This window comes from Ruegeria sp. BHSB064, assembly GCF_059613205.1.
The window spans coordinates 1-20,332 of the sequence record NZ_JBXWSB010000032.1 but is presented as its reverse complement, the minus strand read 5'-3'; the positions used below and the strand labels follow the sequence as shown (position 1 = coordinate 20,332).

24 protein-coding genes are annotated in these 20,332 nt (G+C 58.2%); 5 read left to right on the top strand and 19 right to left on the bottom strand.

What is annotated here, in order from left to right:
* Positions 1–3 precede the first annotated feature (3 nt).
* The 10 genes from AC2FNU_RS10100 to AC2FNU_RS10055 all read right to left on the bottom strand — a co-directional run bounded on the left by AC2FNU_RS10100 (position 4) and on the right by AC2FNU_RS10055 (position 7,477).
* On the bottom strand, positions 4–417 hold the full coding sequence (locus AC2FNU_RS10100) for a phage major tail protein, TP901-1 family (protein ID WP_480799884.1): 414 nt from the start codon (positions 415–417) through the stop codon (positions 4–6).
* A 20-nt stretch (positions 418–437) separates the two neighbouring features.
* Positions 438–851, bottom strand: a complete 414-nt coding sequence (locus AC2FNU_RS10095) for a DUF3168 domain-containing protein (RefSeq protein WP_496787855.1) — start codon at positions 849–851, stop codon at positions 438–440.
* Entirely contained in the window at positions 848–1,186 is a 339-nt protein-coding gene (locus AC2FNU_RS10090) for a phage head closure protein (RefSeq protein ID WP_496787850.1), read from the bottom strand. The genes AC2FNU_RS10095 and AC2FNU_RS10090 overlap by 4 nt, the downstream gene beginning before the upstream one ends.
* Complete coding sequence (locus AC2FNU_RS10085; RefSeq protein ID WP_496787848.1) at positions 1,183–1,782, bottom strand: head-tail connector protein; 600 nt, start codon at positions 1,780–1,782, stop codon at positions 1,183–1,185. The genes AC2FNU_RS10090 and AC2FNU_RS10085 overlap by 4 nt, the downstream gene beginning before the upstream one ends.
* Before the next feature lie 171 nt (positions 1,783–1,953).
* Positions 1,954–3,132: a phage major capsid protein gene (locus tag AC2FNU_RS10080; RefSeq protein ID WP_496787844.1), complete on the bottom strand. Its 1,179-nt coding sequence runs from the start codon at positions 3,130–3,132 to the stop codon at positions 1,954–1,956.
* 35 nt (positions 3,133–3,167) lie between these two features.
* Complete coding sequence (locus tag AC2FNU_RS10075) at positions 3,168–3,713, bottom strand: HK97 family phage prohead protease (protein ID WP_496787838.1); 546 nt, start codon at positions 3,711–3,713, stop codon at positions 3,168–3,170.
* Positions 3,714–3,739: 26 nt separating this feature from the next.
* Positions 3,740–3,958, bottom strand: coding sequence for a GTA head formation protein, RCAP_rcc01685 family (locus tag AC2FNU_RS10070; protein ID WP_496787836.1), 219 nt, complete (start codon positions 3,956–3,958; stop codon positions 3,740–3,742).
* On the bottom strand, positions 3,951–5,111 hold the full coding sequence (locus AC2FNU_RS10065) for a phage portal protein (protein ID WP_496787831.1): 1,161 nt from the start codon (positions 5,109–5,111) through the stop codon (positions 3,951–3,953). The genes AC2FNU_RS10070 and AC2FNU_RS10065 overlap by 8 nt, the downstream gene beginning before the upstream one ends.
* 240 nt (positions 5,112–5,351) lie before the next feature.
* Positions 5,352–5,954, bottom strand: coding sequence for a hypothetical protein (locus AC2FNU_RS10060; RefSeq protein WP_496787828.1), 603 nt, complete (start codon positions 5,952–5,954; stop codon positions 5,352–5,354).
* A gap of 152 nt (positions 5,955–6,106) precedes the next feature.
* Positions 6,107–7,477: a DNA-packaging protein gene (locus AC2FNU_RS10055; protein WP_496787909.1), complete on the bottom strand. Its 1,371-nt coding sequence runs from the start codon at positions 7,475–7,477 to the stop codon at positions 6,107–6,109.
* 849 nt (positions 7,478–8,326) lie between these two features.
* Between AC2FNU_RS10055 and AC2FNU_RS10050 the strand changes: the two genes are divergently transcribed.
* On the top strand, positions 8,327–9,592 hold the full coding sequence (locus AC2FNU_RS10050) for a DEAD/DEAH box helicase (protein WP_496787824.1): 1,266 nt from the start codon (positions 8,327–8,329) through the stop codon (positions 9,590–9,592).
* 85 nt (positions 9,593–9,677) lie between these two features.
* Here the strand turns inward: AC2FNU_RS10050 and mltG are convergent, their stop codons facing one another.
* From mltG to fabD, 7 genes are all read right to left on the bottom strand, one after another.
* A complete protein-coding gene (gene mltG, locus AC2FNU_RS10045) occupies positions 9,678–10,835 on the bottom strand; it encodes an endolytic transglycosylase MltG (RefSeq protein ID WP_496787821.1) in 1,158 nt (385 codons plus the stop codon).
* On the bottom strand, positions 10,836–12,101 hold the full coding sequence (fabF, locus tag AC2FNU_RS10040; protein WP_496787820.1) for a beta-ketoacyl-ACP synthase II: 1,266 nt from the start codon (positions 12,099–12,101) through the stop codon (positions 10,836–10,838).
* Between the two features lie 182 nt (positions 12,102–12,283).
* A complete protein-coding gene (locus AC2FNU_RS10035) occupies positions 12,284–13,027 on the bottom strand; it encodes a 1-(5-phosphoribosyl)-5-[(5-phosphoribosylamino)methylideneamino]imidazole-4-carboxamide isomerase (protein WP_496787818.1) in 744 nt (247 codons plus the stop codon).
* Between the two features lie 123 nt (positions 13,028–13,150).
* Positions 13,151–13,690 (bottom strand): GNAT family N-acetyltransferase, encoded by a 540-nt coding sequence (locus tag AC2FNU_RS10030; RefSeq protein WP_496787817.1) that lies wholly within the window; start codon positions 13,688–13,690, stop codon positions 13,151–13,153.
* Between the two features lie 138 nt (positions 13,691–13,828).
* Positions 13,829–14,062: an acyl carrier protein gene (locus tag AC2FNU_RS10025; RefSeq protein WP_050602116.1), complete on the bottom strand. Its 234-nt coding sequence runs from the start codon at positions 14,060–14,062 to the stop codon at positions 13,829–13,831.
* A gap of 207 nt (positions 14,063–14,269) precedes the next feature.
* Positions 14,270–15,007 (bottom strand): 3-oxoacyl-[acyl-carrier-protein] reductase, encoded by a 738-nt coding sequence (gene fabG, locus AC2FNU_RS10020; protein ID WP_171090708.1) that lies wholly within the window; start codon positions 15,005–15,007, stop codon positions 14,270–14,272.
* Positions 15,008–15,049: 42 nt separating this feature from the next.
* Complete coding sequence (gene fabD, locus AC2FNU_RS10015) at positions 15,050–15,988, bottom strand: ACP S-malonyltransferase (protein ID WP_496787813.1); 939 nt, start codon at positions 15,986–15,988, stop codon at positions 15,050–15,052.
* A 174-nt stretch (positions 15,989–16,162) separates the two neighbouring features.
* On the opposite strand from fabD, the gene AC2FNU_RS10010 reads away from it, so the two are divergent.
* Positions 16,163–17,383 carry a cytochrome b/b6 domain-containing protein gene (locus AC2FNU_RS10010; RefSeq protein ID WP_496787811.1) on the top strand — a complete coding sequence of 407 codons (1,221 nt, stop codon included), beginning with the start codon at positions 16,163–16,165 and terminating at the stop codon, positions 17,381–17,383.
* A gap of 61 nt (positions 17,384–17,444) precedes the next feature.
* On the opposite strand, the gene AC2FNU_RS10005 is transcribed toward AC2FNU_RS10010, so the two are convergent.
* Together AC2FNU_RS10005 and AC2FNU_RS10000 are read right to left on the bottom strand one after the other, a co-directional pair.
* A complete protein-coding gene (locus AC2FNU_RS10005; RefSeq protein ID WP_496787808.1) occupies positions 17,445–18,017 on the bottom strand; it encodes a YceI family protein in 573 nt (190 codons plus the stop codon).
* Positions 18,018–18,142: 125 nt separating this feature from the next.
* Positions 18,143–18,661, bottom strand: coding sequence for a hypothetical protein (locus AC2FNU_RS10000; RefSeq protein ID WP_480799899.1), 519 nt, complete (start codon positions 18,659–18,661; stop codon positions 18,143–18,145).
* Between the two features lie 283 nt (positions 18,662–18,944).
* On the opposite strand from AC2FNU_RS10000, the gene rpsF reads away from it, so the two are divergent.
* From rpsF to rplI, 3 genes are read left to right on the top strand one after another with little or no spacing between them, the layout of a single operon-like run.
* Complete coding sequence (gene rpsF / locus AC2FNU_RS09995; RefSeq protein WP_171090718.1) at positions 18,945–19,298, top strand: 30S ribosomal protein S6; 354 nt, start codon at positions 18,945–18,947, stop codon at positions 19,296–19,298.
* Positions 19,299–19,326: 28 nt separating this feature from the next.
* Entirely contained in the window at positions 19,327–19,554 is a 228-nt protein-coding gene (gene rpsR / locus AC2FNU_RS09990; protein WP_005608650.1) for a 30S ribosomal protein S18, read from the top strand.
* Positions 19,555–19,566: 12 nt separating this feature from the next.
* Entirely contained in the window at positions 19,567–20,187 is a 621-nt protein-coding gene (gene rplI / locus AC2FNU_RS09985) for a 50S ribosomal protein L9 (RefSeq protein ID WP_480799900.1), read from the top strand.
* The last annotated feature ends 145 nt before the right edge of the window (positions 20,188–20,332 follow it).

Here is a 20,332-nt window from a genome sequence, read left to right as displayed (position 1 = left end):
AGATCAAAGCGCCGTAAAGGTCAGAGCACCAGCACTGGCCATGCTCATCTCATAGGTCGCCTCACCATTGTGCGAACCTGCGTATTCGATGCTGGTCACCTGAAACGGTCCTTCAACGACACCGAAATCAGGGATAATCACCTGAAAACCGGGTGTTTCCCCGTCAAAGAACAACTGCCGTGCGCGCTCATCTGTCCCTTCGTCTTTGAACACACCCGAGCCCGAGATCGAGGCCGATTTGGCCCCAGCGCCTGACAGCAGTTCGCGCCATCCGCCCTGACTTTCCAGGCTGGTCACATCGACACTTTCCGCGTTGAAACTGATCCGCGTGGCGCGCAGACCCGCGATCGTCTGGAACAGGCCTGTTCCGTTCATATCCACTTTGACCAAAAGGTCTTTTCCGTTCTGGGCAGCCATGTGCTCTCTCCGTTGATTGCTTAGTCGTCTTCCACGCGGGCGCGGAATCTCAGGTCGATCTGGCGGATTGCGCCGCCCGTTCCTGCGCGCCTGGCCGACGCACGCTCGAACCACAGCCCCACAAGGCGGCCACGGTCCAAGGTCAGCTCTGCACCATCCAGCGCGTCACATACCGCACCAGCCAGGGCCTTGGCGCCGCCGAACCCCGCCGCCTCGGTGACCACCGAAATCGTGAACCGATGCAGCGCCCCTGCGCCGGATCGGTCCGAGGCTTCCCGAACCTCTTCGGGACCGAGCGTCACATAGGTTTCGGGAACCGTTCCCGTCGGCACAGCGTCATAGATCGCACCGCCAGATTGGGCGCTTACCTCTGTATCGCCTGAAAGTTGTTGAAACACCGCCGCCTGTAGGGCGGCTGAAACGCCATAACTCATGCCGCCACCTCTTCATCTGCAAAGCAGGTCAGGTATCGACCTTTCGGATCACAATCCGCGACCGCGCGGATGACAAACCGTCGGGTGCCTTCGACAAACCTTTGATCCGGGGTTGGCCGCATTGACGATCCCTCGGGCGCGCCTCGCACAACGATGCGATAGCCCACGCGCGATACCGGTACCCCAGCGATTGACCGCTCAGTTCCGCTGCGCGCCGTCACCTCAGCCCAAAGGGCGCCCAGCGGCTGCCACGTCTCCGTGAACCCGCCCGCCGCATCGGCCACGCGCACGGGGGCCTCCAGCACCAGTTTTCGGTTTAAACGCGGCGAGGTCATTGACCCGCTCCCAAGCCAAAACGCACCATCCGATAGCGTTGGATCAGGCTGGTCACACCGAACGGCATACAGCCATCGCTCAGCCCCGTTTCATCGCGGTATTCGTAATAGTGCGCAGCAAGCAGCAAAACTGCCTGCCCCAGATCGGCGGGCAGACCGGCCCAATCTGCGGCCATTCCGGCTGTGAAATCGATCTTCACCCGACTACCTGTCGACACCTTCGGCAACACAGACCCCGCCGGTCGCAGCCGAGGACGCTGACTGTCGCGTTCCAACCGATATTCATCCGCATCAACAACACTGTCTTCGCCGACCGCATCGGTCACTGTCACCGCGTCAACAGACCGAACCGGAGCAACTGGCAAAACTTCACCCGCCGCTTCGCGCCAACCATTCAAGCTCCAGGAAAAAGCGCGCTCAATCAGCACCTTGCCCGTGCGCGCCTCAATCGCTGCAATCGCCGCCCGCAGAAAGCCCTTCAATACTTCGTCTTGCACATTGTCCTCGGCAAAGCCCGTGCCCAGCCGCAGATGCACCTTGAACTGATCCACCGGTAGCGCCGCATCCGCGATGGCGGTTTCTTCGATCAACATCATCCATTCACTCCGCAATCTCGGACCCCTCCGGGGCCGTATCCTTGGAAAATGACGGGCACGCGCCGCCCCACGTTGCTCGGACGGAGGGGAGCAGCTAGACAACGCGAGGGATCTCACCCCGGCCCGCGCCCGCCGCCCGAGGGGCCACAGGCCCCCCGGATCCGTCACCGCTTAGGCAGTGCCGAATTTCAGCAGCTTGATCGCGGCAAAGTCGCTGACGTCGCCACCCACGCGTTTGGTGGCGTAGAACAGAACATGCGGCTTGGCGCTGAACGGATCGCGCAGAACGCGCAGGTCAGGGCGTTCGGCGATGGTGTAGCCGGCCCGGAAGTCGCCAAACGCAATCGCAAAGCTGTCCGAAGCCGCATCCGGCATGTCTTCGGCAATCAGCACCGGATACCCCATCAGACGCGCAGGCTCGCCAGCGGCCAGACCATCCGACCATAGGAAGCGGCCATCGCTATCCTTCAACTTACGGATCAGGCCCGCGGTTTTCGAGTTCATCACGAAAGTGCCGTTGACGCGGTACTGCGCGCCCAGCGCGTAGACCACATCGACAATCGCGTCCGCATCGATACCGCCGTCAATGCCGGTCGCAACATAGCCCAGACTACCCCAGGACCAGCCGTCATTTGGCACCGCGCGATGGATCATCAGACCCTTCGGCTTGTCGACACCATCGCCATTGATAAAGGCCGAAGCTTCAGCACGCGCGAACTTGTCCGCAATACGACCGGCCAGCCAGCTCTCGACGTCAAACGCACTGTCATCCAGCAGACGTTGCGATGCTTTGGGCAATGCGCTCAGCTCGTGCAGCGGGATTGAAATGCGGTCAATCGAAGGAGTACCGGTTTCCGCCGCAGCCGCGTTTTCATCGGCCCAACCCGCGCCGACATCTGTGTGGTCGATCAGCACGTCAAACGAGTTCGCCTCAACATTCACCACCGACGCAATCGAACGGATCGAAGCGGTCGAGTTCAGCACCGATTTGATGGTCTCGGCGGTTTGTGGATCAACCAGATAGCCACCATCGCTGTTAACGGCCGTCGAAAGCGATTTCGACTCCATCTCAAGCCCGCGCAAACCGTCATCCTCACCCGAGCGCACATAGGTGTCAAAGGCCTTCTGATGCGGTGCACCGTCTTCGATCGAGGCCGCAAGATGCGGACGCGCCGTGATGGTTGATTTACGATCCAGCATGGTCAGTCGCTCTTCTGTTTGTTGCAGTTTGGTTTTAACGTCGGCCTTAAGGCCCTTGAATTCATTCACGAAGCCAGCCATCGCCTGCTTCACCTCATGAACGAGGGGCGCACCCTCTCCGGCCAAGGCCGGGGTTTCGGTCTTGCTCATCAGCATGTCCTGTTCTGAGTAGGTATTGAGGCGCGCTAGGTCCGCGCCAACTCCTGCCGAGCGCTGTCGAACACCTCGGCAATACTGCGCCAGGTGTCCTCGGCGCCAAGGTCGCTCCCCTTCGCCGCCACCCGCGCACTGGGCAGCATTGGAAAGGTCACCAAAGACACTTCCCAAAGCTCCAGTTCGGTCAGGACTCGCTGGCCCTTGTCATTCTTCACGGCCCGCTTGGTGCGATAGCCAATCGAAAGGCCATCCATAGCCCCCGCCCGGATCAGTTCCGCCGCCTCACGACCTTTCTGCGTGCTTTCCAGCAGGCGCCCCTTGACCACAAGGCCCTTGTCATCCTCACGCACCTCGTCCCAGACGCCGATGGGCTGCGCCGGATCGTGCTGCCACAGCATCTTGACCCGCTGATCCGCTTTGGCGAGCCCCTCCAGCGAGTCACTATACGCGCCCCGCTGCACAACATCGCTACCCTGATCGACCTGTCCGAACAGGCTGGCATAGCCCTCGATCACCGCGTCCTCGGACACCGACAATCCGTCTCCGAACCGTGCGAATTTATGTTCTAAATCCATGAACTTCTCCATGTAACTCACTGACCTTAAGGCGTTACCGCAAGGAATGACTGAAACGCCTGCGCCAGGATGACCGCCGCCACACCGTAAACCGTCAGCCACAACCGACGTTCCAGTCGTTCCATCATCTCTTCGATCTGATCCAACCGCCTGCACAGATGTGCATGCTGTATCTCGGCCACCCGCTCATGCGCGGCCAGACGCAAGCCCGGCGCGCATTCGAACGAGGGATACCCCTCAGCCATCGGCACGCTCCGGCAGCCCCAACAAGGCGCGTTTCTCGGCGCCCGTCAGGAAATCTGCCCCGTTGACCCGCGCCCATTGCGCATCCCGCTCAGCCGACAGTGCAGGCACCTGATCCAGATCGGGCTTCAGCATCAGATCCTCGCCAGTAAAGCCCGAAAGCCAGTCCGACACCGCCGCCGCCACCCGCGTCACCAGGGGCAGCACGGTCAGGCGATAGAACGCCCGGTTGGCCTCCTGATAGTTCGAATAGGTCGCGTCGCCCTGTATCCCCAGCAGCATCGGCGGGACACCGAAGGCCAGCGCGATCTCGCGGGCGGCGGCTTCCTTGGTCTTTTGAAACTCCATATCGGATGGAGAGAAACCCATCGGCTTCCAATCCAGCCCCCCTTCCAGAACCATCGGCCGTCCGGCATTGCGCGCCCCGCGATAGTTCTGTTCGATCTCATCTGACAGACGGCGGAACTGATCCTCGGCCATCACTCCATGGCCATCGCCCTTCCACACCAGCGCCCCCGAAGGACGCGCCGCATTGTCCAGCAGAGATTTCGACCACCGCGATGCGCTGTTATGCACATCAATCGCCATCGCCGCCGCCTGCATCGGCGAGAACCCATAATGATCATCCTGAGGGTGGAACGACTTGATATGGCAGATATTTTCCGCCGCAAACCGGTGCTTCTTAGCACCCACAGCGTAATCATATGCCTTGGGCCACCCATCCGCCCCGGGCACCACGCTCATCCGATCCGAGCGCAAAACATGCAGCTCAACCGGCAAGCCTTCCTCTGCCTGAACCGCCTCAACATAAGCATTTCCCGACAGCAGCAATTGCCCGAACAAGGCCTCCATCAACTCCGCCCGCCCCTGCGCCGCATTCGGACGCCGCATCAGGCTCAGGACCGGATGCACATCAAACCGCTGCACTTGATCCTGCAGCACCAAAGGCAAAGCCGCCGCCGCCTCGGCAATCAGCTTGACCGAGCGAAACCCCACCGGGTTCCCCGAAAACCCCGTCCGCGTCAGCGACACCGCATCTCTGGGGCTCCACGCAACGCGCCCCCCCGTCTGCCACGCCACCACAGGCCCCGCCGCGCTTGCCTTCGCCTCGGGCGCTTCGCCAGCCGATCCACGACGCAAGAAATCGAATACCATCTGTGCTCCTTTCTGCCGCCGCTCTGCCCGGCTTGTTGAAAGGAGTTATGACGGAAAGAAGTTTAAGCCTTGGGAACGGGGCGTTCGGGGGTTGGGCAACGGCAGCCTTGATCCGATACTGCGATCCGACGTGGCTACATCTTCAAATTGCTGCTGCCATGAAGAAAACGGCCATTCAAACCTCAGCAACGTAAGACCAGATACAGAATGTGTAAGCGCAACCGAAGTCGCCCCGCAACATTACTGTGTTTCTGCTGCGATCTTTCTATCTAGCGAAGCCGCTCTCGGAATCTTGCTCAAGTAAGGTACTTTAGTTGGGTCTTGACCGAGCCACTTTGCAAAATGCTCAGGATAGTACCTACCACGATCAGGTATCACAAGCGGAGCGCTGCCTGCCTTCAAGTTGTACGGATTGCCTTTCAATATGTCCGTGTTCGAATAAGGCGCAGAAGAGCACTCCCACGATCCGCCACTCTGTTTGGTTACTGGATTGAAAGTGTTTACACCATACCGATGGCAAAGCTTTGGGCTAGAAGTACCTCTTGCTTGCACCTGCCAATCCCCAACAACCATTCGACTATTGCCTGGATACCAAAGATACGATTTACCGTTTGGCGCATAGTATTCAACCTGCGTTCCATGTTGTTGAATGAACTGATTTGGATCTCGGTAAACCACGGTGGAATTCGAAATGGCTTTCTCCAGTGCAACCGGAGAACTAACGATCTCTCGCCGCAGCAAGAATTCCTGTCGCTCTTCGGGCGTAACCGGATCGCACGCAGCTAGAAAAAGTGTTAGTAAAGCTGCAAAAATCAAGCTTGAAATCTTCGATTGAATCGCCATTAAAGTGTTCCCGGTTCCGACAGTAAATTTTATCTCTGCTGAAACCTCTATACGAAGAGAACCGGGTTACAAGAGCGGAAACCATGCAATTTTGAAGGTGTTGTAAGTGTTCAAAGTGGTTATTCAGCATTGCAAACAATCGAACACAATCGTTACAAACTCCGCACCCTAGGCCACCGATACGCCCCCGCAGGCCCCACAATCAACTCATGCAGCGCCCAGACCAGCGCGTCGACCCGGTCAGGCGAGCCCTGCCCCTCGAACCCGCGCGCGGTCATCTGGCACATCTGCTCTTCCAGCGCGCCCAGCCCGGCCAAATGCGCCACTCGTCCCTGCTCGTACAAAGCCGCCACGGGCTCAGCCCGCGCGACCTTGCCGCGTGAGGCCCGTACCGCCCGGAACGGGACCAGAGGGTCCACCTGCCGCACCACCTCTTCCACCAGTTGCCCGCCCTGATTGACCTCGGCCACCAGCCGTTCGGCGCCGAACTCATCCATCGCGTCAATCGCCGCCTGCGCCCAGCCCGCCGGGCCAACGCCCTGAACGGTGCGGTCAGCCAGCACATAGGCGCGCCACTCCTCGGGCGGACCCTGTAGCTGAGCCCCCACAACCACGATCCCGCAGGCGTCCGCGCCAGAACCAGACGTCACCGCCGGGTCCAGCGCCACGACGATGCGATCCAATGCAGGCACCCGATCCACCCGCGCAGCATCCAGCATCGATCCCGTCCACAACGCACCCTCAGCATCCGACAACAGCACCCCGTCCAATTCCTGCCGCCCCAGCCGCGTGCCTGCATATCGCGCGCGCACTTCCTGCAAGAACGACTCCGCCAGATTGGCCCGGTTCGCCTCAGTCGGCGCATGGGTCTGCACGGTGGAGGGAGACGCCAGCAAATCCTTCAATACCTTCACATTGCGCGGCGTCGTGGTCACACAGACCCGAGGCTGCTCCCCCAACCGCAACGCAAATTGCAACATATCCCAGGTCTCTCCAGCCTTCTTCCACTTGGCCAGCTCATCCACCCAGGCTGCATCAAACTGGGGGCCACGCAACCCCTCCGGATCATGTGCCGAAAACGCCTGCGCCTCGGCCCCGTTGGGCCAAATCAGCTTGCGCTCGGATGCCTTCCACGAAGGTCGCCGGTCCGGCGGCGAGCACTGCAATATCCCGCTATCGCCAAAGATCATCACATCGCGCACCTGATCGAAGGTCTCGCCGACCAACGCCACCCGGCTGGCATCTCCGCGATCCAACGGCTTCGACCCTTCAACCATTGACCGCACCCATTCAGCCCCGGCCCGCGTTTTACCAGCCCCTCGCCCGCCCATAATCACCCAGGACCGCCAATCACCCTCGGGTGGCAATTGATGCGGCAGCGCCCAAAACTCAAACAGGAAAGGGAGGGCACACAGCCCCCCCTCCCCGATCTCACTCAGAAATCTCTCCCGCACCGCAGCATCGGCGGAGGCGAGCCAACCTGCACCCGATTTCAAATCGAGCGCGCTCAAGGTCGAGCGCATATCCCCCTTGGGCAATTCCGGCTTGTCTGTGATGTTGTTCGACAAAGCTTGTCTCCACTTTCTGACAACTTCGGATCAGCCCCTCTAACTGCCCGAGTTGCCTTGCTGAACCAGCAAGATCTGCATCCTCCCCGGCACCGATCTGTTTGCGCAGGTCTTCCGCCGCTTGCCGCAGATCGCGAATGGACCTCTCAAGCGACTGCAACAAATCAGCCGTCTGGGAAATCCGCTCTTCCGGGGTAATCAAAGTCATGTTTGCCTGTGACCTCATGCGTGAGTTTTCTCCGCACGAGAGAAACGAAAAACGGCCGCCGGGTTTCCCCGTGGCCGTTGCCCACTTCTTCTAGCATGACACAATTCATACGGATTTAAGTACTCAATGTCAATTAGTTACGCAACACGAACGCAACAGGGAGCGTACGCAGAAGTAAGATTTTTAGCCCCCAGCTTAGCTGCTATTCGAATGCTCTTCTCTTTCAAAAAAACCATTAAAACCGCGCCCATGTTTCAGGACGTCATTTAAAGCCGGGCTAAGAAACGCGTTAAATTTGACACCCTCACTGCCAACACCCGGCTCCATTTTCAAATGCCAGCTTGACAATCCTTCCCTCAACCCTCATGTGCGCTCAAAACACAGCGCTGCTGCGTGAGCCTGAGCGGACCTCTTCCGCCCCACAGCGCCCGACTCACCCATAGTTCCCCATCACGCAGGGTTCTTGACGCGACGGCCGGATGGCGCAGGATTCACCTGCTCGTCCCGAGGTCTCGCACAACCCCTGCCGGTCGCCAGAGCGCGACCTCGTTTGACCTGCCCGTGGGCCAATGCTCCTGGCTGTAAAGGATAAATATTTGTTCGACTTTGATATGCTGGGCCTCGCCCCGGCACTTAACAAGGCGTTGAAAAACGCCAACTTCACGCAACCTACCCCGATCCAGAACCAAGCCATTCCGCTTGCGCTGAACGGCCACGACATTCTGGGTCTAGCCCAAACCGGTACCGGTAAGACACTGGCCTTTGGCCTGCCTCTGATTGATCACTTGTTGGCTCAGCCTGGAAAACCTGATCCCAAGACGGCCAAGGCGTTGATCCTTGCGCCAACCCGTGAACTGGTGAACCAGATCGCCGACAGCCTGCGCGTCTTGACAAAAGGCACCAAGCTGCGCGTCGGTACAGTTGTGGGCGGACAATCGATCAACAAGCAGATCATGTTCCTGGCGCGTGGCACAGACATTCTGGTCGCCACTCCGGGCCGCCTGATTGACCTGATGGATCGTGGCGCAGTCGATCTCGGCTCGGTTCGCCATCTGGTTCTGGACGAAGCTGACCAGATGCTGGATCTGGGGTTTATCCACGCCCTGCGCAAAATTGCACCAGCTCTGGGCACTCCGCGCCAAACCATGCTGTTCTCCGCAACCATGCCAAAACAGATGGAAGAGCTCAGCCGCGCGTATCTGACCAACCCTCAACGGGTTCAGGTATCGCCTCCAGGCAAGGCCGCTGACAAGATCACGCAGTCGCTGAACTTCGTTTCGAAACCCGGAAAACCTGACAAATTGCGTGAAATCCTGTCGCAAGACAGAGATGCGCTGACATTGGTATTCACCCGCACCAAACACGGCGCTGAACGTTTGATGAAGGGGCTGGTGGCCGATGGGTACAACGCTGCTTCGATCCACGGCAACAAAAGCCAGGGACAGCGCGACCGCGCGATCAAGGCGTTTCGCGAAGGTGAGGTGACCATTCTGGTGGCGACCGACGTCGCCGCGCGTGGCATCGACATCCCCGGTGTTGCCTATGTGATCAATTTCGACCTGCCCGAAGTGCCGGACAACTATGTTCACCGCATCGGCCGCACGGCCCGTGCCGGACGCGAAGGTGAGGCTATTGCCTTCTGCGCCCCCGAAGAAGTCGATCTGCTGCGTCAGATACAGAAGCTGATGAAAATCGAAATTCCGGTGGCAAGCGGCACCATGCCCGAAGGGGTTGAGCCCCAAAAACCAGCGCGCCGCCAAAACAATCGCCGTCGCGGGTTCAAACCCAAACCAGCCAATGGCGATGGCAAACCTTCGGCGGGAAAGGGTCGTCGACCCCGCCGCAGACGTCCCGCTGCTTAACACCAAAACGCAATGCAAAAAGAAACGCCGACGTCAGATATCCCTCTGACGTCGGCGTTTCTATTGGCCACTTTGGCGGTTCGGTTTAGTTGCCCGAGTTTCGTTCGGCTTCTATCTCGCGCCACTTGGCTACGTTTCGGTTGTGCTCCTGCAACGTCTCTGCAAACGCATGTCCGCCCGTGCCATCGGCCACAAAGAACACAAAGCTGGTATCATCCGGCGCAACGGCGGCTTCAAGACTTGCCAACCCAGGGTTTGCAATCGGGGTCGGCGGCAACCCATCGATTTGATACGTGTTCCACGGCGTTGGGCGATTCAACTCGCTGCGCCGCAAACCCCGACCCAAAGTGCCCTGCCCCTTGGTCACGCCGTAAATCACCGTTGGGTCCGTCTGAAGACGCATACCCTGATTCAGTCGGTTCACGAAAACGCTGGCCACTTGTCCGCGCTCTTCGGGAACACCGGTTTCCTTTTCGATGATCGACGCAAGGATCAGCATCTCTTCGGGGCTTTCCAGCGGCAAACCGTCTTGACGGCTTTCCCAAACCGCATTGATCCGAAGCTGCTGTTTGTCTTGCATGGCTTGCAGAACTTCGTTGCGGTCCTGCCCGGCCACAACGTCATAACTGTCCGGGGCCAACATGCCCTCAGCCGGGATCTCAGTGACTTCTCCGGTCAGCGCTTCAAAGGACTTCAACGCTTCAACCACCTGCCACGAGGTCACGCCTTCGGCCAAGGACACGCGATACCTGGTATCGGCCTCGTTGCGTTTTTCGGTATAGGCTTCTGGCGCCTCTTCCTCCAACGCATCGAAAGACGCGATTTCATCAAAATCCAACGTCGCCGGGTTCAGCTCGCGCACCCGTGTCTGGGCACGGGTCACGCCAATGCGGTATTCGATCTCGGATCCGCAGGTGCTTGCACCGCTGCTGGTAATCTCAGCGATGATCTGCTCCATCGACGCACCTTCGCGTACCAGAAAGCTACCGGCTTTCAGCTGCTGCGCCCGGTCTGTGTAATCCGCAGCCATGCGGAACAATGTTGCATTGCGGATCGCGCCCTGGTCTTCCAGTTCCTGACTGACACGCGTCATATTCGATCCGCTTCTGACCTGCAGGCAGATTGCGGTTTCAAGCGGGCCCTCCGCTTTGTATTGAGATTGCCCCCAAAGGATCAGACCACCCATCAGGAACAGGCCGACCACCAACATGGTCAGCGCGTTCGAAGCAATGGCCCGCCACATTTAGCTGACCTTTCCGAAGATTACACTGGCATTGGTACCGCCAAACCCGAACGAGTTTGACAGGGCCACGTTGATCTCACGCTCACGCTTTGCGTTGGGCGCCAGATCAATCGGCGTTTCGACAGCTGGGTTGTCCAAGTTGATCGTCGGCGGCGCGACCTGATCGCGGATCGCGAGGATCGAGAAGATTGCTTCAATCGCACCCGCAGCACCCAGCAAGTGCCCGGTGGCCGACTTCGTCGAGGTCATTGTGGCGTTCGACGCATGATCGCCCAGCAGGCGCTCCACCGCACCCAGCTCAATCGTATCCGCCATGGTCGAGGTGCCATGCGCGTTGATATAGTCCAGATCTTTCGGCTCCAGCCCCGCACTGCGCAGAGCAGCTTTCATCGAACGTTCTGCCCCATCGCCATCCTCTGACGGCGCAGTGATGTGATACGCATCACCCGACATGCCATAACCCAGAACTTCGGCGTAAATCTTGGCGCCACGTGCCTTGGCGTGTTCGTAGTCTTCCAACACCACGATGCCCGCGCCCTCGCCCATGACGAACCCGTCGCGGTCGACGTCATAGGGACGGCTGGCTTTCTTCGGGTCGTCTGCATATTTCGTCGACAGCGCCTTACAGGCGTTGAAACCTGCAATCCCGATCTCGCAGATGCAGCCTTCGCCGCCACCAGCAACCATGACATCCGCATCACCCGCGCGGATAATACGGCTGGCATCGCCAATCGCATGGGCGCCAGTCGAACAGGCCGTCACAACAGAGTGGTTCGGCCCCTTGAACCCGTGGCGGATCGACACCTGACCCGAAGCCAGATTGATCAGAGCACCCGGAATAAAGAACGGCGACACCCGACGCGGGCCTTTGTCGCGGATCAGGTTGGCGGTGTTGGCAATCGAGCCCAGCCCACCGATACCCGAACCAATCAGAACACCTGTCCGCAGACGGTCTTCCTCATCCTCCGGCAACCAGTTGGCGTCCTTGCAGGCCATTTCCGCGGCCGCAATCGAATACAGAATGAAATCTTCGATCTTGCGCTGTTCTTTCGGCGGCATCCAATCATCGGGATTGAACGTTCCGTTGGTGCCATCGCCACGTGGCACCTCGCAGGCATAGGTCGTTGTGACCCCGCTGCCGACAGCATCAAAATGCGTGATGGGGCCTGCGCCGGACTCTCCGTCCAGCAGCCGCGACCAGGTTTCTTCGACCCCACTGGCCAAAGGAGTGACCAATCCAAGACCGGTTACAACGACTCTGCGCATGAAGTGCCTCTTGCCTGCTTCCTGTTATGAGAACCGCTCATACCCCTTCCCGGGGTCCGGGGGCAAGAGCAAGGGCGAATTCCGCGCCGGCATCCCGCCGCCGATCACCCAAAGAAATACCGATTATGGGGAAAACGGGGTAACCGCCCTTTTAGGCTCGCTGCAAAAAAGGGCGGTAAGGTTTATTGGAACTGCGCCACCGGCTCGTGTGCGGCCTTAGCCATCTCAAGAGCATCTGACAATTCCAGCGATTTACGGAACAGCGCACGTCCGACAATTGCGCCCGAGATGTTCGGAATATACGCCAGACGGGAAATATCGTCCGCCGTACGCACAACACCGCTTGCAATCACTGGGGTCCTCGAATGCTCAGCGATTCCGGAAATCAGACCAAGCTGAGCGTCTACATCTTCCATGTCACTGTCGATATCCGTCACGACAATTGCGGCAAATGGCACACCTTCGAATGCGTCGATAAACGCTTCTGGCGTAAATGCACTTTGGTTGCGCCAGCCATCTGTCATGACATAACCCTGCCAGACGTCGACAGACAGCACGATTTGGTCCGGGTAGAGCTTGGCCAGTTCTTTAACCAGATTCGGCTCCAGCGCGGCCAATGTGCCGATGACAACACGCCCTACCCCTTTGTCGATCCAGTGCTCCACCTGTTCCCGCGTGCGCACACCACCGGCCAATTGCACGGGAATCTCTGCGCCGCGAATGATCTCCTCGACCAGTGCGACGTTGGTGTTCTTGCCTTCAATCGCGTCGAAATCGGTCAGATGCATCCATTCAGCACCCGCCTCGGCCCAGCTCCGCGCGGTTTCAACCGGATTCACGTGCCAGATCATCGCGTTATCCAGACGGCCTTTGTCCAGCGTGACACACCGGCCGTTCTGCAGTTCCATCGTGGGGTAAATCCTCATGAGCTTGTTCCTCCGCTCAATCGCTCTGAAAATCCCCGGTAGCATAGATCGGGCGTACCAAACCCGATTTACCGGGATCGGCACAGTTTAGCCATTTTGCGGCATATCGGCGAAGTGGCGGGATTACGCGCGGGCGGGTGGTCCGTTGCGCCGTAACAAATGCACCGGGGTTTCATTATACACCCCTTCGCGCATCAAAACATAGCCAAGCTTTTTGGCCAGCTTCTGGGAAGACAGATTGGATGCATTCACCATCGCGACCAAAGGCCCGGGAATCACACGGTCGAACCAGTCATGAGCCGCCTTGGCCGCCTCATACCCCAACCCTTGACCCTGTGCTTCGGGGGCCAGAATCCAACCTGCTTCGGGAAAGCCATCAAAATCCTCGCCCAAACGTCGGTTGCCATAAAAGAACCCCGCCTGCCCAATCAGCTTACGCGTCGATTGCTGCATCACGCCCCACTGGCCAAACCCGGCCATTTGCCAGTGCCCGGCATTACGCAGAAAAGAGTCCCACGCTTCGCCACGCGATCGGGGCGTCCCACCAATGTGCTGCACGACACATGGATCACGCCAGATTTCGGCGAACCGTTCAAAATCCTCGGGACGCATGGCGCAGAGCGTCAAACGTGCGGTATTTATCATTGGAGTGGATCTTATCATGCCCTGTCCACTTTGAGTTTTGCCTCAATGGAAACAGTGCGCAGTGGAAAATGGCCACGCAAGCCCGAATTTTGCGCGGACATAAAAAAACGGCGCCTCCGTTGCCCGGAAGCGCCGCTTTTGATCAGAAGGAAACGTTTAGGACGCTTCGCTGATGAACTTGACCGCGTCGCCGAAGGTCTGGATGGTTTCGGCTGCGTCATCGGGGATCTCGATGCCGAACTCTTCTTCGAAGGCCATAACCAGCTCAACGGTGTCCAGGCTGTCTGCGCCCAGATCGTCGATGAAAGACGCGTTTTCTACGACTTTGTCTTCTTCAACACCCAGGTGCTCAACAACGATCTTCTTAACGCGATCTGCGACGTCGCTCATGTCTATTCCTCATTCCTTTACAGGGCGGTCTGCCCGATTCTGCCCTTGCCCGCACGGGTTGGCCTTGATTTGCCCGTTTCGGGCGGTTTGGGTCCCGGTTAACCGGGAAGTAGAAGGCCGACCTGACAGACCGGCCCCGCATAGATGCGCCGCCTATAGCATAGTCGACGCAAGAGGCAAACGCTTTCGCGTTCGCCCCTGTCGCGATCACAACATGGCCATACCGCCGTTCACATGCAAGGTACTTCCAGTGACATAGCCCGCCTCGGGGCTGGCAAGGTACAAAACAGCCGCAGCGATTTCTTTGGGATCGCCCATGCGACCCGCCGGAACCTTGACCAGCAGACCCTTCTTCTGTTCCTCGGTCAGCTTCTCGGTCATTGCCGTCGTGATGAAACCCGGTGCCACAGCGTTCACGGTGATCCCGCGCGTTGCAACTTCGTGGGCCAAGGCCTTGGAAAAACCGATCATTCCGGCCTTTGACGCAGCATAGTTCGCCTGCCCGGGGTTGCCGATTGCGGCCACCACGGACGAGACATTCACGATCCGGCCCCAGCGCGATTTCATCATGCCCCGGATCACACCTTTGCACAGTTTCATGGTCGAGGTCATGTTCACGTCAATAACGCTCTGCCATTCTTCGTCGGACATGCGCATGAACAGGTTGTCGCGTGTGATTCCGGCGTTGTTGACCAAAATGTCCACCGATCCCATCGCCGCGGCCGCTTGTTTTGGCAACGCCTCCACAGCTTCCGGATCGCTCAGATTGCAGGGCAGCACATGCGCGCGTTCACCCAGATCATCTGCCAGAGCCTGCAGTGGTTCGACTCGCGTACCGGACAACCCAACCGTTGCACCCGCGCCGTGCAATGCACGCGCAATGTCGCCACCGATACCACCCGATGCACCGGTGATCAGCGCATTCTTACCTGTCAAATCAAACATACAGTTTCCCTCTTGGTGCGTCGGCAAAGACGCGCATTTCGCTTACGATTCGGCCTGAAGGGCCTTTTGAACATCTTCCGGCGTGCCCACTGCTTTGCCTGCAATGGCACGGTCGATCTTGCGGATCATGCCAGACAGCGCTTTGCCAGCGCCGATCTCCCATGTCTCGGTCACACCCTGCGCCGCCATGTATTGCACGCTTTCGCGCCAGCGGACCGATCCCGTCACCTGTTCGACAAGCAACTGCCGGATCAAATCCGGGTCACTGACCGCCTCGGCGCGTACGTTCGCCACCAAAGGCACAGCCGGTGCCTTGATTTCGACCGCAGCAAGGGCTTCCGCCATTACATCTGCAGCAGGTTGCATCAGCGCACAGTGAAATGGAGCACTTACGGGCAACATAACAGCCCGTTTGGCGCCTTTTTCTTTGGCGATCTCGGCAGCGCGCTCAACAGCAGCCTTTGAACCAGACACGACAACTTGGGTTGGATCGTTATCATTTGCCGCCTGACACACTTCGCCCTGCGCGGCCTCTTCAGCAACAGCGTGCACGGCTTCAAGGTCCAAGCCAAGAATGGCGGCCATCGCACCCTCGCCCACAGGCACGGCGTTTTGCATCGCCTGACCTCTGGTGCGCAACAGGCGCGCGGTGTCGGCGACCGACAATGCTCCAGCAGCGGCCAAAGCGGAATATTCACCAAGCGAGTGCCCCGCCACAAAAGCGGCTTTGCTGATCGAAATGCCCTCGGCCGCCAAGGCGCGCATTGCGGCCATCGACGTTGCCATCAATGCGGGCTGCGCATTCTGTGTCAGCGTCAACTCGGCAATGTCGCCTTCCCAGATAAGGCTGCTCAGTTTCTCACCCAGAGCGTCGTCCACCTCATCAAAGATGGATTGAGCCGCGGGGTAAGCTTCGGCCAAGGCTTTGCCCATACCGATTGTCTGGGCGCCCTGCCCCGGAAAAACGAACGCGAGTGTCATTGCAACCTCATGCATACTGTTAGGTTGCGGCGGGGTGTAAACTGACTGCTCGTCTGGCACAAGCGCTGCCTGCATTCTGCATTCTGGCACCGTTGCTGTGCGTCCGCGCTTACTTGTGTCAGCCTCACGCGTCTTTACGTTGGACGCGACAGAGAATCCCGGAGTCTTACTTACATGGCCGCGACCAATTCCTTTTCCAGATACGGAAGCGTTGCAAAGACGTTTCACTGGCTGACAGCCCTGCTGATCCTGACGGCCCTGCCGCTCGGCTGGATCGCAGATAATTTGGCGTATGCGGTTCTTCACACAGACACCGCCCCTACCGAGGCCGAGATCGCCAACGCCGCGCGCGTCTTCTCGCTGCACAAAACTGTAGGGATCGCTGTCTTCTTCGTGGCATTGGTGCGCATTTTGTGGGCTTTCACACAAACAAAGCCCGGCCTGTTAAATGCAGACAACAAGCCCGAGGCCTTTGCGGCGGAAACCGTTCATTGGCTTTTATACGGGTCGCTGGTTCTTGTTCCACTCAGCGGATGGATCCACCACGCCGCGACAGAAGGGTTTGCTCCGATCCTCTGGCCTTTCGGGCAAAACCTGCCATTTGTTCCCAAGTCCGAAGCCGTGGCCGAGATGACCGGAGTCCTTCACTGGCTGTTCATGTGGGTTCTGGTCGGTTCATTGGCCCTGCACATTGTGGGGGCGCTGAAACATCACGTCATCGATAAGGACAGTACATTGCGAAGAATGCTGCCTGGTCATTCGGACGCACCAGAGCCGCCGCATCAACATCATTCACTTGTCCCGGCGATTGCTGCCGTGGCGGTTTGGGCCGTGGTACTGACTGGCGGCTGGGTCACAGGTGAATTCGCACGCGAAGCCGACGATGCCGATATCGAACTCGCCGAAGTTCAATCTGACTGGCAAGTGCAGACCGGGGCCTTGTCTATAACAATTTCTCAATTGGGAAGCCCCGTCACCGGATCTTTTGCCGACTGGACCGCAGCCATTACCTTCGACGAACCCGCTCAAGCCGGACCCGCTGGATCAGTGGACGTCACCATAGCCATCGGCTCGCTAAGCCTCGGGTCGGTCACTGATCAGGCTATGGGTTCCGATTTTTTTGACACATCGCAATTCCCTACGGCTCAATTCACCGCAGAAGTGTTCAAGACCGAAACCGGGTACGAAGCCCGCGGCCCGCTGACCATCCGCGACAAAACGATGGATATCGTTCTGCCGTTTTCGCTGGACCTTCAGGGCGATACCGCCACCATGTCGGGTTCTGTTGAACTGAACCGGTTGGATTTTAACGTCGGCACGTCACAGCCGACCGAAGAGTCGTTGGGTTTTGCCGTCTCTGTTTCAGTCGACCTGACCGCCAGCCGAGGCCAGTAACGCCAACAAAAAACCGCCGGTGAGGTTTTCACCGGCGGTTTAACTTTTCAAGTCTTTCGACTTACTCGGCCTTTTGAGCCTCAACCGAGATCTGAACCTGCACTTCGTCGCTTACGAAAGGTGCAAACTGACCCAGATCAAAATCACTGCGCACCAGTGTTGTGGTTGCGTTGAAACCCGCCCAAGGCTTGTTGGCCATCGGGTGATTGTCCACTTTGTTCAACTTGGCATCCAGAACAACCGATTTGGTCACGCCGTTCATGGTCAGGTCGCCGGTGATATTGGCAGTATCATCGCCCGTCACCTCAATCCCGGTCGAGACGAATGTGATCAGATCACCCTCGGCAGCGCCAAAAAAGTCTTCGGTCATAAAGTGGTCTTCACGAGGTTTCCATCCTGTGAACATCTCCATAACCGGCATTGAAACCGTAACGCTGGATGCCGCCGGATTTTCCTGATCGAACATGATCTCGCCTTCAAAGCCCGAGAACATGCCGTAAGTGGTCGAAAAGCCGAGGTGATCATAGTTGAAGATGACCTGGCTGTGGCTGGGATCCAGTACATATTTCTCAGCACTGGCAAATGCAGCAGTTGCCGAAACGGCCAAGGCCGCAGCAAGAAGGGTGGATTTCATAACAATCTCCGCGTTTTTTGAATGCAAGCCGATGGGGGTTGCTCAAAAACAAGATGTGCCGCCCTAGGGCGGCACACAACCTCTTTTGGCTAACAATTTCTGTTCCTTTTTGAACAGAATAAAATTCAGCCGAAGATTGTTACGCTTTTGCTCAACTGCCCTTTCAGGGCTCGGCTGACATCCGCCGATTCAAGCGGCAGCTTCATCAACAGGCTGCCGTCCACGTCGAACAAGTGCACTTCATTCTCTTCAAAGCGCGCACCACCCAAGGAGTCATAGCTGCGACGCAAAACAGTCTGTGGGCGCCCGTCTTCGTTCTTCTGCAATACCCGCACCTCGCGACGAATAGGATCGAAATAAGCATCGGGACGCGGATCCAGAATTTCGATCGTCAGCAAGCTGACCCCAACGATCAGAAACAGCATCGAAGCAACCATCTTGATCGGCCAGACATCCGCACCGATGACCGACCCCGGCATCAGCCACATGGAGAACGCTGACACGATCAGGAATGCGCCAACCATCCGCGCCAGGATCAAGCGCGCCTTCCAGTTCGGCGCGAATGCGATCATTACCGGAACCGAATGTTCAAAGCGCGATCCAGCCGCTTCTTCCCGGTATGTGTTTGTGTTTGTCGCGGTCATAACGTTTCACCCTTTATAAGGTTACTGTCGGAGTATAGTCGGTTCCGGGTAACGTCCGGTATGCAAAACAACTTTGAGCCGAAAAGCGTCAGCAATTGGGCACCCCAAAGGAAATTGGGCGACTTCACCAAGGCATATGTGGCGGGTCTTGCCCTTACGGTTCAAACGTGTATACGGGGCCATCCTTCGCAGTCATATGAATCGCGCAGCCTCTCGTGGCAGGGTCGCGAAGGACGAAATGGCCCCGCCTATGAAATGCGCCTTGATATAAACAGGAGTGCACATGCCACTGTATGAGCATGTAATGATCGCGCGTCAGGACCTGTCCAACGCGCAGGCGGAAAGCCTCGTTGAACACTTTGGCACCGTACTGGCGGACAATGGCGGCAGCCTTGTCGACAGCGAGTACTGGGGCGTCAAGACGATGGCCTACAAGATCAACAAAAACCGCAAAGGCCACTATGCCTTCCTGAAGACCGATGCTCCCTCGGGTGCGGTTCAGGAAATGGAACGCCTGATGCGCCTGCATGACGATGTCATGCGCGTTCTGACCATCAAGGTCGACGGCCACGAAGATGGCCCGTCGGTTCAGATGCAGAAGCGTGACGAACGTGGCGACCGCCGCGAGCGTCGTTGATCACCGCCTGAGGAAAGGACACTAAACCATGGCCGCAAAACCATTTTTCCGCCGTCGTAAGGTCTGCCCGTTCTCGGGTGAGAACGCGCCGAAAATCGACTACAAGGACACCCGTCTTCTGCAGCGCTATATCTCTGAGCGTGGCAAGATCGTTCCTTCGCGCATCACCGCCGTTTCGGCGAAAAAGCAGCGTGAACTGGCCCGTGCTATCAAGCGCGCCCGCTTCCTCGCCCTGCTGCCCTACGCCGTGAAGTAAGGAGAGACTGACATGCAAGTTATCCTGCTGGAACGCGTTGCGAAACTGGGTCAGATGGGCGACGTCGTTGACGTCAAGCCCGGTTACGCCCGCAACTTCCTGCTGCCCCAAGGCAAAGCCCTGAGCGCATCCGAGTCGAACATCGCCTCGTTTGAAGCCCAAAAAGCGCAGCTGGAAGCCCGCAACCTGGAAACCAAGAAAGAAGCTGAAGCTCTGGCTGAAAAGCTGGACGGTCAGCAGTTCATCGTGATTCGCTCGGCGTCGGATGCCGGCGCTCTGTACGGCTCGGTCACCCCGCGTGACGCCGCAGACGCCGCAACCGAAGCAGGATTCACCGTTGACAAGAAACAGGTCGTTCTGGTCGCTCCGATCAAAGAACTGGGCCTGCATACTGTCGCGGTTCGCCTGCACCCTGAGGTCGAAGTTGAAATCAAGATGAACGTTGCCCGTTCGGAAGAAGAAGCCGAACTGCAGGCATCGGGCAAATCGATCCAGGAACTGGCCGCTGAGGAAGAAGCAGCCGCTGAATTCGAAATCGCCGAACTGTTCGACGACATCGGCTCGGCCGCATCGGAAGACGATGACCTGGCTGTCGAAGCTGCTCCGGCTGAGGAAGACGAAGCCAAAGCCTGATCTGGCCAAGCTTTGACCAAAACAAAGGCCGCGCATTTTGTGCGGTCTTTTTTTTATGCCGCAGCCAGACCAGCAAATTTCGGCCCAAATTGATCGCTAGAGTTGCGACCAAACAGACGTTCCATATCATAGCGCCTTATTGACC